The sequence below is a fragment of the Winslowiella sp. 2C04 genome, from assembly GCF_050037805.1.
Taxonomy (GTDB): Bacteria; Pseudomonadota; Gammaproteobacteria; order Enterobacterales; family Enterobacteriaceae; genus Erwinia; species Erwinia toletana_A.
This window is the reverse complement of the sequence record NZ_CP188300.1, coordinates 2,654,775-2,671,159: the sequence shown is the minus strand read 5'-3', so window position 1 is coordinate 2,671,159 and position 16,385 is coordinate 2,654,775. Positions and strand designations below refer to the sequence as shown.

General features: G+C 52.9%; 13 protein-coding genes and 1 pseudogene. 4 read left to right on the top strand and 10 right to left on the bottom strand.

The window, feature by feature from the left end; genetic code table 11:
* Nucleotides 1–122: 122 nt before the first annotated feature.
* The 3 genes and pseudogenes from ACP3TC_RS11895 to ychF all read right to left on the bottom strand — a co-directional run bounded on the left by ACP3TC_RS11895 (nt 123) and on the right by ychF (nt 3,683).
* Nucleotides 123–956 (bottom strand): GIY-YIG nuclease family protein, encoded by an 834-nt coding sequence (locus ACP3TC_RS11895; RefSeq protein ID WP_313857200.1) that lies wholly within the window; start codon nt 954–956, stop codon nt 123–125.
* Between the two features lie 329 nt (nt 957–1,285).
* Nucleotides 1,286–2,382, bottom strand: a pseudogene (locus ACP3TC_RS11890) (tyrosine-type recombinase/integrase).
* A gap of 209 nt (nt 2,383–2,591) precedes the next feature.
* Nucleotides 2,592–3,683 (bottom strand): redox-regulated ATPase YchF, encoded by a 1,092-nt coding sequence (gene ychF, locus ACP3TC_RS11885; RefSeq protein ID WP_313857201.1) that lies wholly within the window; start codon nt 3,681–3,683, stop codon nt 2,592–2,594.
* Nucleotides 3,684–4,023: 340 nt separating this feature from the next.
* Here ychF and ACP3TC_RS11880 point away from each other — a divergent pair, with 340 nt between their 5' ends.
* Nucleotides 4,024–5,505, top strand: coding sequence for a SulP family inorganic anion transporter (locus ACP3TC_RS11880; RefSeq protein WP_313857202.1), 1,482 nt, complete (start codon nt 4,024–4,026; stop codon nt 5,503–5,505).
* Nucleotides 5,506–5,593: 88 nt separating this feature from the next.
* Here ACP3TC_RS11880 and pth read toward each other — a convergent pair whose 3' ends face one another.
* Nucleotides 5,594–6,181, bottom strand: coding sequence for an aminoacyl-tRNA hydrolase (gene pth, locus ACP3TC_RS11875; RefSeq protein ID WP_313857204.1), 588 nt, complete (start codon nt 6,179–6,181; stop codon nt 5,594–5,596).
* A 277-nt stretch (nt 6,182–6,458) separates the two neighbouring features.
* Here pth and ychH point away from each other — a divergent pair, with 277 nt between their 5' ends.
* Nucleotides 6,459–6,740 (top strand): stress-induced protein YchH, encoded by a 282-nt coding sequence (ychH, locus tag ACP3TC_RS11870; protein ID WP_313857207.1) that lies wholly within the window; start codon nt 6,459–6,461, stop codon nt 6,738–6,740.
* A gap of 36 nt (nt 6,741–6,776) precedes the next feature.
* Here the strand turns inward: ychH and ACP3TC_RS11865 are convergent, their stop codons facing one another.
* The 3 genes from ACP3TC_RS11865 to ACP3TC_RS11855 all read right to left on the bottom strand — a co-directional run bounded on the left by ACP3TC_RS11865 (nt 6,777) and on the right by ACP3TC_RS11855 (nt 11,275).
* On the bottom strand, nt 6,777–8,333 hold the full coding sequence (locus tag ACP3TC_RS11865) for an alkaline phosphatase D family protein (protein WP_426816515.1): 1,557 nt from the start codon (nt 8,331–8,333) through the stop codon (nt 6,777–6,779).
* 68 nt (nt 8,334–8,401) lie between these two features.
* Nucleotides 8,402–9,550 carry a GGDEF domain-containing protein gene (locus tag ACP3TC_RS11860; protein ID WP_313857211.1) on the bottom strand — a complete coding sequence of 383 codons (1,149 nt, stop codon included), beginning with the start codon at nt 9,548–9,550 and terminating at the stop codon, nt 8,402–8,404.
* Nucleotides 9,551–9,766: 216 nt separating this feature from the next.
* On the bottom strand, nt 9,767–11,275 hold the full coding sequence (locus tag ACP3TC_RS11855) for an MFS transporter (protein ID WP_426816514.1): 1,509 nt from the start codon (nt 11,273–11,275) through the stop codon (nt 9,767–9,769).
* A 112-nt stretch (nt 11,276–11,387) separates the two neighbouring features.
* Between ACP3TC_RS11855 and ACP3TC_RS11850 the strand changes: the two genes are divergently transcribed.
* Nucleotides 11,388–12,272: a LysR family transcriptional regulator gene (locus ACP3TC_RS11850; RefSeq protein WP_426818272.1), complete on the top strand. Its 885-nt coding sequence runs from the start codon at nt 11,388–11,390 to the stop codon at nt 12,270–12,272.
* A 42-nt stretch (nt 12,273–12,314) separates the two neighbouring features.
* Here ACP3TC_RS11850 and prs read toward each other — a convergent pair whose 3' ends face one another.
* The 3 genes from prs to lolB all read right to left on the bottom strand — a co-directional run bounded on the left by prs (nt 12,315) and on the right by lolB (nt 14,863).
* A complete protein-coding gene (gene prs, locus ACP3TC_RS11845; protein WP_013201847.1) occupies nt 12,315–13,262 on the bottom strand; it encodes a ribose-phosphate diphosphokinase in 948 nt (315 codons plus the stop codon).
* Nucleotides 13,263–13,406: 144 nt separating this feature from the next.
* Nucleotides 13,407–14,264, bottom strand: coding sequence for a 4-(cytidine 5'-diphospho)-2-C-methyl-D-erythritol kinase (gene ispE / locus ACP3TC_RS11840; protein WP_426816513.1), 858 nt, complete (start codon nt 14,262–14,264; stop codon nt 13,407–13,409).
* Entirely contained in the window at nt 14,261–14,863 is a 603-nt protein-coding gene (lolB, locus tag ACP3TC_RS11835) for a lipoprotein insertase outer membrane protein LolB (protein ID WP_390902508.1), read from the bottom strand. Before lolB ends, ispE begins: the two co-directional genes overlap by 4 nt.
* Before the next feature lie 261 nt (nt 14,864–15,124).
* Between lolB and hemA the strand changes: the two genes are divergently transcribed.
* Nucleotides 15,125–16,381 carry a glutamyl-tRNA reductase gene (hemA, locus tag ACP3TC_RS11830; protein WP_426816512.1) on the top strand — a complete coding sequence of 419 codons (1,257 nt, stop codon included), beginning with the start codon at nt 15,125–15,127 and terminating at the stop codon, nt 16,379–16,381.
* The last annotated feature ends 4 nt before the right edge of the window (nt 16,382–16,385 follow it).

Sequence of the window (16,385 nt, the reverse complement as noted above, 5' to 3'; positions counted from 1 at the left end):
TACACAGAGCAGCCCATGGCAACGGCCAAGAGCGGCAATAAGGATAAGTTCGCAATTGTTGCCACAATTGATGTCTAGTCCTGATCAATGGGAAGCAGTTCAGCGTGTTTTTACAGGCTTTATTAGTTTCGGTTATGGCCAAACTCCCGCGAGAGCAGTATTTGTTTCCAGTGAGTTTCGCGGCGGTCAATTTCACCTTTTTCGGCATTAAGATCCATGACTTCGAGGATCGCGAAAGTGATATTCTGCAGTCGGTTTTCATCGCCTGTGCCGAAAGCTTCCTTAAGCCCTACATTGCCGCCGTGCCCGGAACCAAAATAATATTCCCATCGGCCCCATATCCCCTCGATTCCATCGGCTTTTCCAACATAGAGTTTTCCGCCGTCCCGATCAGTTAATACATAGATGCCTTTAACCATGGACAGTGCGGTACGCCAGGATTGCAGATTAAGTCTGAGGATCGAGCCGATGCTGTTCCGGTCCAGCACGACGTTACGGTAGCCTGGAAACTCGCCGAAGGTCAGACGTGCCGGGGTGATGGCGCTGATAACCAGTTCGCTCTGAATACTTTCACCGAGGCGAATGAAGTTACGGACTGTATTTTTAAAGCTGATATACATCCTTCCAGCGTATTCTTCAGTCTCTGGGATTTTCTGGAGGTGGTACTGATAATACAGTTCCTCACGATCAGGGTAGGCTTTCTTTCCCGCGTTGCCTATCTGCTGAAATGCTCCCGCAAATAGCCAAGTTTCAGTCCCCGGGATCCTGATCAGTGAAACGACATATCTGCGGCTAAACTCCTGTCGCTTCTGCCAGCACTGCCAGTCGTCGAAAGTGCCTCCACGGAATTTAACAAGCGGATCCTCTTTATAATCATTTAATTGCGCAAGATGGACTTTGGTGGCTTCAGGCGTCAGATCCGGAAACTCCATCTTCAGATAATCAAAAAGCTTCAATTCCTCTCCTTAATAATCAGCTGAGTCTGTTAACTTTTTGCCGTGGCTTCACGTTACATGCCCGCATTCCACTGAGCTGTTGCTCACAAATTAACACGATTCGATTTCAGCAACGTTCTCTTCTGGTAGGTAACTTACTGACGGCTGAATAAGATACTGACCTGCTCTCTTTAAATTGACATAGATGACTATATTGGCAACGTCCGCTTCTGGCACAAAGCGGACCCTGAGGAATGAGTTCTATCCTCGTGGTTCACTAAGTGCAGTATATTCTACACGACTCCTGCTACCCATTTGTCCAACATATCAGCCCATTCCTGCATGATCACTTAACGCTCATCAAGATAAGTTGCATGGTTGTATGTGAGACGAACATTGTTGGTATCAGCGTGCGCAAGTTGGGCCTCAATAGCATCAGGACGATAGCCCATCTCGTTTAAACGCGTACTTCCTGTAGTTCTGGTAGCATGGGGGCTATAAATGCCACTCCAGCCGAGGCTTTCAAGTAGCTAGCGCAGCGAGTGCGATGTCATTGGACCTAACGGATTATCCCTGCCCGGAAAAAGGTGCTGCCGATGTCCAGTTAATCCTTGTAGCGTTCTAAGAGTTTTGACAGCTTGAGAGGGTAGGGGAATAACGTGTTCTCTGCGGGCTTTCATTCGCGCTGCCGGAATAGTCCACAGTGCGTTACCAAGATCGAATTCGGCCCATGCTGCTTCGGTGGCTTCTGCTGGACGCGCCAATGTCCACCACATTAGCCACATGCAATAGTTAACCTGATATGAGCCGCGACTGTTATCAAAACAGCTTAATAACTTTCCGATTTGCTGGGGATTCAGTGCTTGTTTGTGTTGTATCTTATTAGCCGGAAGGGCCTTGCGCGCATGCCATACAGCATCGCTACCAGCTCTAAGCGTCGCGACTGCCAACTCGAAAACTGATGAAACGGTGCGACGAGCTTCAGCTGCAACTGTCGGTGCGCCGCGTTTAGCGGTTTACTGAAGAATTTTAAGAATATGATGCGGCTTGATTTCTCTCATATGGGGAGTTTGCCTATAACGGGGAAAACCACACGTTCAAGCATATCCAGCCGCCGTTTTTGGTGATTTCGGCCCAATCTTTAATCTGCAACCACTCTTTGGCGATAAGCTCAAAGGTGTTTGATGCATCATTGACCTTGCGGATCTTATCTAACTGACGAGCCTGTGTCGGACTAACTCCATCCGCGAATTTCTCGCGAGCCTCGGCGAGTTCTACCGCTGGATAGTCGCCCAACGCCCACATGCTGGATTTACCCCTGAGTTAACCGATAGCACCATGCCTTTTTGCCATTAGGTTTTACTACGAGGTACAGGCCATTGAAACCATTGAGGCGGTACAACTTTTCTTTAGGTTTAGCATTACGGCAGTGAGTATCGATAAGGATAACGGGCATCATTTATTGTGCCGCTCTTGCGCTCACTTAAAATGAAGATGGAAGAGTGTTGTACTCATCCATGTACTCATTTTTGACTGCATTGTTACGAGATGAATTGAGAATTAATAAAATAAAAAATCCACGCAATTGCGTGGATTTTATGGTTTTTTGAGATTCTTACGAGATTCAATGAAACCTCATGAGACAACAAATTTTAGTTAGACGTTAAACAAGAAGTTCATCACATCGCCATCTTTAACGATGTACTCTTTACCTTCTGAACGCATTTTTCCGGCTTCTTTCGCACCTTGTTCGCCCTTATAGGCGATAAAGTCTTCAAAAGCGATGGTCTGAGCGCGGATAAAGCCTTTCTCGAAATCGGTGTGGATTTTACCGGCTGCCTGTGGTGCGGTCGCGCCAACAGGAATAGTCCATGCACGCACTTCTTTCACGCCAGCGGTGAAGTAGGTCTGCAGGTTCAGCAGCGAGTAACCGGCGCGGATTACGCGGTTCAGACCCGGCTCTTCGAGGCCCAGTTCCGCCATAAACTCTTCACGGTCGGCATCGTCCAGCTCTGCGATATCCGATTCAACCGCTGCGCAAACCGGCACCACTACGGAACCTTCCGCTTCAGCAATCGCACGTACCTGATCGAGATACGGGTTATTCTCAAAACCATCTTCGTTAACGTTAGCGATATACATGGTCGGCTTCAGCGTCAGGAAGCTCAGGTAACGGATGGCGGCTTTCTCGTCTTCATCCAGCTTCAGGGAGCGCAGCATGCCGGCGTTGGACAGATGCGGCAGGCATTTTTCCAGTGCCGCCTGTTCTGCTTTAGCGTCTTTATCGCCACCTTTGGCTTTCTTCTGTACGCGCTGCAAAGCACGTTCGCAGGTGTCGAGATCCGACAGCGCCAGTTCGGTGTTGATGACGTCAATATCGTCCGCCGGATTAACTTTACCCGCAACGTGAATAATATTGTCGTTTTCGAAGCAGCGTACGACATGACCAATCGCTTCAGTTTCACGAATGTTGGTCAGGAACTGGTTGCCAAGACCTTCACCTTTCGATGCACCTTTAACCAGGCCCGCGATATCAACGAATTCCATCGTGGTTGGCAGAATACGCTGTGGCTTAACGATCTCAGCCAGCTGGTCGAGACGTGAATCAGGCATCGGCACCACGCCGGTATTCGGCTCAATGGTGCAGAACGGGAAGTTTGCTGCTTCAATTCCCGCTTTAGTCAACGCATTGAACAGGGTGGATTTACCCACGTTAGGCAGGCCCACGATACCGCATTTGAATCCCATGTTTGAATCACCTTAATAGCTTGATAATCAAGGTATTTTAAAATACCTCAATAATGACATAGAAAAAACTTCCGACATTATACACGTAATTATTACCGGGATGGCGGCGATTTCATTCTGAGTGTAAAGTTATGGCTTGTGATCGCGATCTAATTTTCCGATACTAACGCCATCTATGACCAACGGAGAACCCTGCGGATGAACTGTTTTCTGCTTACGCCACCCTGAGTTTTCCCTCTCCTGCACGCGTTAATTGTTGCTGCTGTCTGAATGACAATCTTACTGTGCCCGACCTGGTCGGCGGCACGGCAATCTGATATCAAAAAAAAGTGAATACATTATGTTTAACCTGAGCAACCTCAGGGCGACCAACGTCAAGAATGACGTGCTGGCCGGCTCTGTCGTGGCCGTGGCGCTTATTCCGGAAGCGACCGCTTTTTCATTACTGGCAGGATTATCACCCACAATCGGCTTGCATACCGCGTTTATGCTGGGCCTGGTGACGGCATTTTTCGGCGGTAAGCCGGGGATGATTTCGGGTGCCGCAGGTTCGATTGTGGTGGTGTTAATCAGCCTGATTACCCAACATGGTTATGAGTATGTGCTGCTGGCGACAATCTTTGCCGGTGTGATTCAGATGCTGATTGGCGTGTTTCGCCTCGGTAAATTTATCCGGCTGGTGCCGCAACCGGCGATCTTCGGTTTTGTTAACGGGCTGGCGATTGTGATTATGCTGGCGCAGATTCCGATGATTAAAAACCAGGGTCCGCTGATGTACGGGCTGGTGGCGCTGGCGATGCTGATCGTCTGGCTGTTTCCGAAATTCACCAAAATCATTCCGGGTTCACTGGCGGCGTTAATTGCTATCAGCGCCATTGCCATCGGTTTTCATCTGGATACTAAACGTGTCGGTGATTTAGCCGACATCTCCGGCACTTTACCGATGTTTCATCTGCCGGATGCCCCGTTGAGCTGGGAAACCCTGAAAATTGTGCTGCCATATTCGGTGATTATTGCGCTGGTCGGGCTAATTGAGTCGCTGCTGACCATGGCGGTGCTCGATGAGATGGGCAGTAAAAAGGGTGCGGGTAATAAAGAGTGCGTGGCGCAGGGCGTCGGCAACACCCTTTGTGGTTTCTTTGGCAGCTTTGCCGGTTGCGCAATGATTGGTCAGTCGATTATCAACTTTACCTCCGGCGGGCGCGGGCGTATCTCCAACCTGGTTGGGGCGATTTTGCTGATTCTGTTTGTCGTCAGCCTGTCGCAGTATATCGCTTTACTGCCGGTTGCGGCGTTGGCAGGCATTATGTTTGTGGTCTGCATCAGAACCTTTGAATGGAGTTCGCTGCGTCGCCTGAAACGCATGCCGAAGGCCGATGCGGTAATAATGGTCGCGGTAACGCTGGTGACAATCTTTACTGACCTGGCGATGGCGGTGATCTTTGGCGTGATTATTTCGGCGCTGGTATTTGCCTGGCAGCATGCGCGCATCACTATTCTGCAGCAGCAAGAGCAGGGCGACAGCAAAACTTATCAGCTGGAAGGGCCGTTGTTCTTTGGTTCCGCCAGCGCTTTTGCCGAACTGTTTTCCCCGGAACAGGATCCGCAGAATGTGGTGATTGATTTTGCCCGCACCCGGGTGATGGATTCCAGTGGCGTAGAGGCGATTGATAAGCTCAGCAGCCGCTATCAGCAGGCGGGAAAAAGCTTGCGTCTGCGCCATCTGAGTGAGGATTGCATCAGTCTGCTACAGAAGGCCGGGCCATATTGTATGCATGAACTGGACGATCCCGATTATAAAGTGGCGGCCGACGACGCCTGAAGATTATGAGCGGTTAACGTTCGGTTAAATGGGCGGCGAAATCGCCGCCTTTGCAATTCTGAGGAATGCTGGCGAATTCCCGCCGGGATTACCCCGCTTTAAACGCATGCAGGCGATTCATCGCCTTTAAGCGATCTTCTTTCAGCCACACTTCGGTACAGCGCACGGCTTCATCAATGGCGTCGTCAATCAGCTTTTGCTCCGCCGCCTGCGGTTTGCCCAGCACAAAACCGACGACTTTATTGCGATCGCCCGGATGTCCAATGCCAATCCGCATCCGATGAAAGTTGAGGTTGTTGCCGAGTTTACTGATGATATCTTTCAGGCCGTTATGGCCGCCGTGGCCACCGCCCTGTTTCAATTTTGCCACGCCCGGCGGCAGATCCAGTTCATCATGCGCCACCAGTATTTCTTCTGGCGCGATGCGGTAAAAGGTTGCCATTGCCGCTACCGCTTTACCGCTCAGATTCATAAAGGTGGTCGGCACCAGCAGGCGTACATCCTCACCGCCGATATTCAGCCGCGCCGTGTAGCCGTAGAATTTGCTCTCTTCCTTCAGTGACTGATTGTGGCGTTCAGCCAGCAGGTCGACGTACCAGGCACCGGCGTTATGACGGGTTGCGGCGTATTCAGCGCCGGGGTTGGCAAGGCCAACAATCAGTTTAATACTGCTCACAGTGGTAGCTTCCTGATAAGTGCTTAATCTAAGGGCGCTAGTTTACTGTGCCGTGGCGCGGATTACAAAATTGCCCGGATAAGCGGCGAGAAGTGAATAATACAGCAGCGTGACAATACATTTTCTATATAAATTCAGTTGATTAGGCGTAAAGAAATGTCAATTATAAGTTAATATTGTGATCCAGCACTCATCGGAGTAGCCAGTCATTTCCTAAACTTATGGCATCAGGCAATAGGAACTATTGCTTTTTTTACTCAGGTAATGGAGGTGACTGATGAGACGTAAAAATGTACATTTTGCGGGTAATTTCCTGATGGGACTCGGGTTGGTTACCATGGTGGTGGGCGTGGGTTATTCGATCCTTAACCAGTTGCCACAGCTGCAATTACCGCAGTATCTGACGCATGGCGCCATTTTCAGTATCTTTCTGGGTGCGCTACTCTGGCTGGTCGGTGCCCGTATCAGCGGTCGTGAAAAAGTCGCCGATCGCTATTACTGGCTGCGTAACTGCGGTGATAAACGCTGTCGTCGCGCGTCCCATCGTCACCACAGCTGATGATTTTAACGGGCGGCAAACGACCGCCCGTTCTGTCTACAGTGGCTGCAACTGCTGCGTAAACAGCGTTGTGCCCGCCACATCTTTTAATCGCACCGTCATGCTGCGATCGTCGGCATCAATATCGACCTGACCAAAAAACTGATAGCCGGCCAGCGGTGAAGTATTCTGGTTTTCCGGCGCTTTCTGGTACACCACCTGCAATCCAAACGTGTTATCTGGCGCATTGGGGCCGAAACTGCCCGCGTTCAGCGGTCCGGAAACAAACTCCCAGAACGGTTCGAAATCCTGAAATGCGGCTTTATCAGGCTGATAATGGTGAGCGGCGGTGTAGTGCACATCAGCAGTAAACCACACCACATTTTTGATTCCCGCATCCTTAATGGCTTTCAGCAGCATTGCCATCTCCAGCTCACGGCCTTTAGGTGCGCCGTTGTCCCCATTGGCGATGGCTTCCCAGCGCGCCACGCCTTCAGCCGTTTTACCGTCCGGTACTTGCAGGCCAATCGGCATATCGGCAAACACCGCTTTCCAGGTGGCTTTTGACGCTTTCAGTCCCGCCAGCAGCCAGGCAATTTGTGTTCTGCCCATAAAGGCGCTGTCGTCATCGAGGGTGGTTTGCAGATTAGTGCCGTTCGGCCCACGATAGCTGCGCATATCAACAATAAAGCGATCGAGCAGTGGCCCGCAGGGCAGATAACGGTAGACGCGCTCACTCTCGCGGTCGTCAAAGTGGCGCATCGGTGCATAATCGAGAAATGCCCGGGTGGCGCGCGCCTGCAGCAATTCTACGCTTTTTACCTGATAACGATCGTCGAGCTGTTTACTGTCGGACCAGTTGTTAGTGACTTCATGATCGTCCCACTGCCAGATTTGTGGTACTTCGGCGTTAAAGCGGCGCACATTGTCATCCATCAGGTTATAGCGATAGCGTCCGCGATATTCATGCAGTGTTTCTGCTACTTTGCTGACTTCAGGCGTGACGATATTTTTCCAGACGCCACCTTCGCCTGGCGTAACGGTTTCCTCAATGGGGCCGTCGGCATAGATAGTATCACCGGAGTGGACGAAGAAATCCGGCTGTTGCTGGCGCATGGTTTCATAAATACGCATGCCGCCCCAGTCAGGGTTAATTCCGTAACCCTGGCCGGCGGTATCGCCGGACCAGACAAAACGAATATTGCGCGTCTGCAATGAGGGGGTGCGAAACTGACCGAGCAGCGGCTCAGAAATCAGATGGTTAAGATCTGCGTCTCGGTAGCTCAGGCGCAGGTGAATCTGCTGGTTGGCGGGTAAGCCGTGCAGATCGAGCCGGGTGATATAATCGTTTTCTGGTAATGCCCAGGGGCCACGTATTTTTTGCGGCTGACGAAAGCTGCCGTCCGTGTCCCATTCCAGCCACAGTCTTGCGGTGCGGTCACTGCGACACCAGACCATCGCCCGATCGTGCAGTACGTCACCGGTTTGCAGCCCGGAGGGCGTCGCCGGGCGCTGAGTGTCGCGACTAATCAGCGGGTTGGCAAACAGCGTTTTTGGTAGCAACAGCGCACTGCCACAGGCGAGTCCTGATTTGAGTAAATTTCTGCGATTCATGCTTCTCTCCATTTTACCGACAGAGCGAGGATAAAGTGGCGGTGTGAAAGCAATGTGACAGTGCTGATTTACACTGTGGCTGGTGAAATAAACCCTTCGACGCGATTTCTGCCGTTGGCTTTGGCGCGGTAGAGCGCTTCATCGGCGGCAACTATTGACTCAGCAAACGGCTGATGTTGCTGCCTGCGGGTGGTAAAGCCGATACTGACCGAATAACTGACATTATCTGGCTGTGATGCCAGCACCGCGCGACGTATCTGCTCGCTTAAACTGGCGGCGAGGGACTCATCAACCACAACTATTGCGGCAAACTCCTCACCGCCAAGGCGGGCGAAATGGCTGCCGGCAGGCAACACCTGTAGCACCACCTGACAAAAATTCAGCAGGATGCGATCGCCCTGATAATGGCCGTAACGGTCATTAATACTCTTGAAATGGTCGAGATCAAATAAGATTACCGACAGTGGCTCGGCGCTGCGGCTGCAGCGCTGGGTCAGTTTATCCGCCTGATCAAACAGCGCGCGGCGGTTCCAGACGCCAGTGAGTGGATCGCACAGTGAAGCCTGTTTATACATCATCTGGCTGCGTTCATTAACCATCGCCAGGATGGTAAAAGTGACGCCGATAACAAACAGAATCGATTCCAGAATCACATACAGCGAAAAAGTCGATCCGCCGATCGCGCCATGTACTTTGCTAAGTGTACCGGTATCAATCAGCATACGGGCGATATGGAACAGTAAATGAATCCACAGCAGGATCTGGGCAGGCCAGAACGTCACTTGCAAGCTGGCGCGTGAGCGTATCAACAGGACGATCAGCGAGCTGGTATACAGAATACACAGTATGCAGCTGACCAGGATCCGTTTTGGTAGCGAGTAGTAGAACGCCGGGAACAGGCAGAGTATTGCCCACACCAGCGCACCCAGTATCCAGTGGTAGCGCAGTGGTCTGGCGCAAAAACTGCGAAAGGCATTAAGCAGCATGCCATAACCCAGCAGCAGCAGCAGATTGCCGACAAAAACAGGCAAAAAATGAAAACCAAAACTGCGCAGGCTGCTGAGGAATACCGCCAGCAGGGTCAGGCCCATGCTCAGGCAGCTAAAACCCAATACCCGGTCATACTGAGAGCCGCACCAGGCAAACACCATGATAATGCTGACAAAACCCAGCACGAAAAGCTCACAAATATAAAGGGTATAGACGTCGAGCGGCATGGTGAGAACTTTCCCGGTTAGCGATCGCTGCAAAATAGCATTAATAGATCAATGCAAAAAGCAGTTGCCACAGCGCAGGATTAAAAAAGTATTAAGCGGTGCATTTTACGATAATAAAGGCGAAAAATAGCGGCTTAAGCTGGAGTGGCAGAGAGAGTGTGGCCATGGCAGCGCTTTCTGCTTAACGCTGCCGCAGCGGCAGCGTTAAGTCTGAAATCATTTTCGGCTATTGCAACTGGCCTCTCTTTTTCCTCGCAGACACAGCCAGACCAGTAGGGCGGAAAACAGCGTTATCGCCATTAATATCAGGGATAACTGATTAAACGCCTGCAAATAGCGCGTGGCCAGCTGCGCTGAGCCAATTCCAGAGAGTTCGCTGGCTTTCAGCAGGTTACCGCTGACCAGATACTGCGCGGCAGAGCGTGCGGCTCCGTCAGCAAGCTGATGTGAAAGCGGGGCGGCGATCAATTCGGTCAGCAGACTGATCACCAGTGCCAGCGCGATTCCTTCCCCCGCAACGCGAATCGTGCTGAAGATGCCGGTTGCCATCCCGGCTTGCTGTTTGGGAACCACTGATACCGATAATCCGTCCATCAGGCCCCATGGCAGACCGCTGCCGATGCCAATCATCATCATCGCCAGCAGCAGGGGGCGGATATCATCAGGATTGCGGAGCTGGCTAAGCAGTAACAGACCGGCGGCGGCAATCACTAAACCGCAGCTGGCGAGCGATCCGGCAGAGAACCAGCGCGTCAGCACCACCGCCAGGCTGGGAACCAGCAGAATCGGCGTCGAAATCGCCAGCATACACAGCCCGGTATGCAGGCTGCTGTAACCGCTAATCCCCATCAACCGTATCGGTAACAGCGCCAGCAATACCACGAAACAGTAGCAGGTGGCGATGGGCAGCAGCTGAATACCGAGAAAGCGCAGGTAGCGGAACAGCCGCAAATCGAGCATCGGCCGGGCGGTTTTTAGCTCGACGGCGATAAATAGCAGAATGAACAGCAGTGCGGCAGCCAGTAGGCCTGTCACGCGCGGATGTTGCCAGCCATCTTCGCCGACTTGCAAAATACCCCAGGTGAGAAAGCTCACCGCCAGGCTAAAACTGATAATGCCCCAGCAGTCGATTTTTCCGCGCTGCACGGCACGTGACTCTCGCATGCCTGACCAGCTCATCAGCGCGGCCAACGCACCAAACAGCGCACAAATAAGAAATACGCTGCGCCAGCCACCGTGATCGATCAATAAACCTGCAACCACCGGCCCGCAGGCCAGCCCGAGGCCAAAACTGGTACCCAGCAGGCTGAAAGCCCGCGTCTGTCCATGTCCGCTAAACGCATCGGCCAGCGCGGCTGAACCGCCCGCCAGCGCGGCAGCGGCAGCAATGCCCTGGAGTGCGCGTAGCAAATCGAGGATAAAAACATTCGGTGACAGGCCAATCACCAGCGAGGCAATAGTAAACAGCAGTACGCCGCCGAGAAACAGGCGTTTGCGGCCAAAATTATCGGCCAGGCTACCGGCCGCCATCAGCAAGCTGCCGAAAGTCAGCATAAAAGCGTTGGTTATCCAGCTAAGTGCCAGCGGCGATCCTCCCAGCTGTTGGGCAATCGCCGGAGTGGCAATGACGCCGCCGGTAAAGCTGAGCGGCAGGATCATGCCAGCGGTGCAAACCGCCAGTAACGTTTTGCGAGGGCTAATTCGATCTATCATCAGCGTGCTCATACCGTGCTTCCGTTTTCAATGTGTGCGAGGATGACAGGATAAGATGGCCGCTTGTGGTAAAAAACAGGCTGTTAATCGTCACTGAAAGGACAAAAACTCCGTAATGAACGCGCTGGATAGTTTGAGTGGGCTGACTGCACTGGTAAAAACGGTGGAAAGCGGCAGCTTTATTGCCGCATCTGAACGGCTGGGCGTATCGGCTTCGGCGATCGGCAAAAGCGTGGCGCGGCTGGAAAACAGTTTGGGTGTGACGCTGCTGAATCGCAGCACCCGCAGTATCAGCCTGACCGATGAAGGGGCGCTGTTTTACGAACGCGCGCGGCGCATTGTGGCGGAAATCGAAGAGGCGCAGCATGAACTGTCACGGGTGATGGCGAAACCGAGTGGCCGGTTGCGCGTCAGCTTACCCGCCATTGGTTATCGCCTGCTGATGCCGCTGCTACCACAGTTTATCGCGCGCTATCCGGATATTGAACTGGATCTGGATTTCAGCGATCGGCTGGTGGATGTCATCGCCGAAGGTGTTGATGTGGTGGTGCGAAGCGGCAGCTTCAGTGATTCGCAGCTGCGGGTGAAACGGCTCGGTAGCTATCGTTTTACCCTGGTGGCCTCACCGGCCTATCTGGCAAATCATCGGCAACCCGAGTCAGCTGCCGACCTGGCTACCCATGCTTGTTTACGTTATCGCTTTAGTGCCAGCGGCGGAGTGCAGAGCTGGCCGTTCAGTACGCCTGCTGCGCAGACGGTGCCGGAGCGGCTGGTGTTCAGCAATCTTGAGGCGCTGATTTCAGCGGCGGTAAGTGGTTTGGGTCTGGTCTGTGTACCGGATTTTGCGGTAGCGCAGGAAATTGAGCAAGGCAGGCTGGTAACGGTGATGGACGGGCAGATCAGCGGCGGTGGAGAATTTTCACTGCTGTGGCCGGGTAATCGCCATTTATTGCCTAAGTTGCGGGTGTTTATCGATTTTCTGAGCCAGAATCATCTGCTGGGTGCATAAAAAAAGCCGGGCAAGCCCGGCTTTAAACACTCTGCGCTGAACTTAGTGTTCGAACATTGCAGAGATAGATTCTTCATTGCTGATACGGCGAATCGCTTCGGCCAGCATGCCAGACAGTGTCAGCGTACGCACGTTTGGCAGAGCTTTGATCTCTTCCGGCAGCGGGATAGTGTCACAAACCACCACTTCGTCGATCACCGAGTTGCGCAGGTTTTCCACCGCGTTGCCAGAGAAAATCGGATGCGTCGCGTAAGCAAATACGCGCTTGGCACCGCGCTCTTTCAGCGCTTCCGCTGCTTTGCACAGCGTACCGCCGGTATCGATCATGTCGTCGACCAGCACACAGTCACGACCCGCTACGTCACCGATGATATGCATCACCTGTGAAACGTTAGCGCGCGGACGGCGCTTGTCGATAATCGCCATGTCAGTATCGTTCAGCAGTTTAGCGATAGCACGAGCACGCACTACGCCACCGATGTCCGGAGAAACCACAATCGGGTTTTCCAGGCCAATCTGCAGCATATCTTCCAGCAGAATCGGGCTACCAAATACGTTATCAACCGGGACATCAAAGAATCCCTGAATCTGTTCTGCATGCAGGTCCACGGTCAGAACACGGTCAACACCAACGCTGGAGAGGAAATCCGCAACCACTTTCGCGGTAATCGGCACACGCGCAGAACGGACACGACGGTCCTGACGCGCATAGCCAAAATAGGGAATAACAGCAGTAATACGACCAGCGGAAGCTCGACGCAGGGCGTCAACCATAACAACCAGTTCCATCAGGTTGTCGTTGGTTGGAGCGCAGGTGGACTGGATGATGAAAATATCACCACCGCGTACATTTTCATTGATTTGTACGCTCACTTCACCATCACTGAAACGACCGACAGCGGCGTCGCCCAGGCTGGTGTAAAGGCGGTTGGCAATACGTTGTGCTAGTTCCGGCGTAGCGTTACCAGCAAAAAGCTTCATATCAGGCACGAGAAGAACCTCAGGCTTTGCGTCCAGAGAATGAACATAATCGCAATTGGCAATGGGCGCCATACCAATTACGACTGATTCATACGGATGTGTTAATGCGCCACGTGCAGTATCAGGAACAGGGTGACACTGTCACGTAATCGCTTAATGCCCTGAAAGGTTACGATGCAGCGGAGAGAGGTTAACCCCTCTCGCGACAAATCCCCGTAACCACTTCGGGGCCAGCTCAAGCACCTGACGGGCTTCGGACTCGGTGTCGAATTCTGCGAACACGCAAGCGCCGGTTCCTGTCAGGCGCGACGGCGCGTATTCTAGCAGCCAGGAAACTAGCTCTTCAACCTCACGAAAACGTTTTCTTACGACTGCTTCACAATCATTGCTGAAAGCTGCCTGCATAATAGTCGAAAAATCACGCGTTGGCGTGTCTCGTTTCAGCTCTGGATGATTAAACACCAGCGGCGTTGGCACGCTGACGCCAGGGTGCGCCACCAGATACCATTTTTCTGGCGGATTGACCGGCAGCAACTTTTCACCGACGCCTTCGGCAAATGCCGCATGGCCTTTGACAAATACCGGGACATCCGCGCCAAGGGTTAACCCCATCGCCGCTAACTGGTCATAATCAAAACCGGTTTGCCACAAATGGTTGAGCGCCACCAATACCGTCGCGGCATTGGATGAACCACCGCCAAGGCCGCCGCCCATCGGTAATTGCTTATCAATGGCGATACGGGCACCCGCTTGTGGGGGCAGCGTACCGGCTGCGGTCGCCTGTTGCATCAGCAGGCGTGCGGCGCGCACGATCAGATTCTGCTCATCTGGCACGCCATCGACCGGCGTCAGCAGCGTGATTTCGCCACTGGTGTCCGGCGTAATGGTCAGGGTGTCGCCATAATCCAGAAACTGAAACAGCGTTTGCAAATTATGGTAGCCGTCTGCGCGGCGGCCGGTGATATAGAGAAACAGGTTAAGCTTTGCCGGAGCGGGCCAGGTGGTCATCATTTAACGGTCCAGCTGTCCATTCTCAGTTTAATGCGCTGGCTGCCTTCGCGCAGTTCAAGATTGGCTGGCAGCGCCGGATTCACTTTATTGTCATAATCCTGCCAGCTGACTTTCCACTCCTGACCGTTGCGGCTGTAGTTCAGTTCGCGCAGCTGATACTGATCGTTCAGCGCATAGTCAGTGGCATCGCCCGGCAGGCCCATCATCCATTTGCGCAGGTTTTCCAGCGGAATATCCATCCCGGTCAGCTGAGTGATCATCTTCTCGGCGTCATCGCTGACGTAGCGCTTACCTTTGTTGTCGACCAGCTGAATCACCGAACCTTGCGCATCCAGCTGCAATTCGGTGCTGCCTAGCGGGTTAGTCAGCAGTAAACGATAGCGATCCGGGGCGGTTTGCTGCCAGTTAAAACGCGCATAGACTTTTTGCCTATCGGAGAGATAGGCAAAAGCGCCACGGGTCTGATATTCGGTGATTTTTTCGACAGCTTGCTGATGTTGTTGCCATTGCGGAGAGGTGACACTTTGACCTGGCCCCTGCGGTTTATTCAGGGTACAGGCCGCCAGAAAAATGCTGGCAAGCGGGAGGAGGCGCAGCATGCGACAGTCCCTGTGAGTAAAAAGCTTCATGTACATAACGTGGTCATCTCCTCAGACGCAATCAGGGCATGCTTGCCCAGTCTAACCGTTAACGCTAACCATCCGCGTTTAAGCCGTCAATGCTCAAATTGTCTTATTTGGCTGCAATCAACTATATCTTGTTAATGCATATGCTTCGTATGGCTTTTATTGATCTCGCGCATCTTGTAGAATGCGCTGCACAAAACCCTATCAAGAGTGGGATAACCAGACCTAATCACCATGACACTGCTGGCCCTCGGAATTAATCACAAAACGGCACCTGTTGCTCTGCGCGAACGCGTTACCTTTTCGCCGGATACGCTGGAACAGGCCCTTAACAGCCTGCTGGCGCAGCCACTTGTGCAGGGCGGCGTTGTCCTGTCTACCTGTAACCGTACCGAGCTGTATCTGAGTGTAGAACAACAAGAGAATCTGCAAGAGCAGCTGGTTCGCTGGTTGTGTGACTATCATCAGCTGAGTGCGGATGAGGTGAGAAAAAGCCTTTACTGGCATCATGATAACGAAGCCGTCAGCCATCTGATGCGCGTTGCCAGTGGGCTGGATTCGCTGGTGCTGGGCGAACCACAGATTCTTGGTCAGGTGAAAAAAGCCTTCGCCGACTCTCAGCGCGGCCACTCGCTTTCAAGCGAGCTGGAGCGCATGTTCCAGAAAACCTTCTCCGTTGCGAAACGCGTGCGTACTGAAACTGATATCGGTGCCAGCGCGGTCTCCGTGGCGTTTGCCGCCTGTACGCTGGCGCGCCAGATTTTCGAATCGCTGGCGACGGTGAATGTGCTGCTGGTCGGTGCGGGTGAAACCATCGAACTGGTCGCGCGTCATTTACGCGAGCATAAAGTTAAAAAACTGATTATCGCTAACCGTACCCGCGAGCGTGCGCAGCTGCTGGCGGACGAAGTCGGTGCGGAAGTGATCAACCTGGCGGATATCGACACCCGCCTGGCAGAAGCCGATATCATCATCAGTTCTACCGCCAGCCCTTTACCAATTATCGGTAAAGGCATGGTGGAACGTGCGCTGAAAGCGCGGCGTAACCAGCCAATGCTGCTGGTGGATATCGCCGTGCCGCGTGATGTGGAGCCGGAAGTCGGCAAGCTGGCTAATGCCTATCTGTACAGCGTTGACGATTTGCAGCAGATTATCGAAAAAAATATGGCGCAGCGTAAGGCCGCAGCCATCCAGGCTGAAACCATCGTGGTGCAAGAGAGCGGTGAGTTTATGGCCTGGTTACGTGCGCAAAGTGCGGTGGAAACTATCCGTGATTACCGTTCGCAGGCCGATCAGGTGCGTGCGGAACTGGAAGCGCGTGCGCTGGCTGCACTGCAACAGGGCGGCGATGCGCAGGCGATTCTGCGCGATCTGGCCCACAAACTGACCAACCGTCTTATTCACGCTCCTACCAAATCTCTCCAGCAGGCCGCTCGCGATGGCGATGACGAACGTCTGCAGATCCTGCGCGACAGCCTCGGGCTGGATTAGGTAG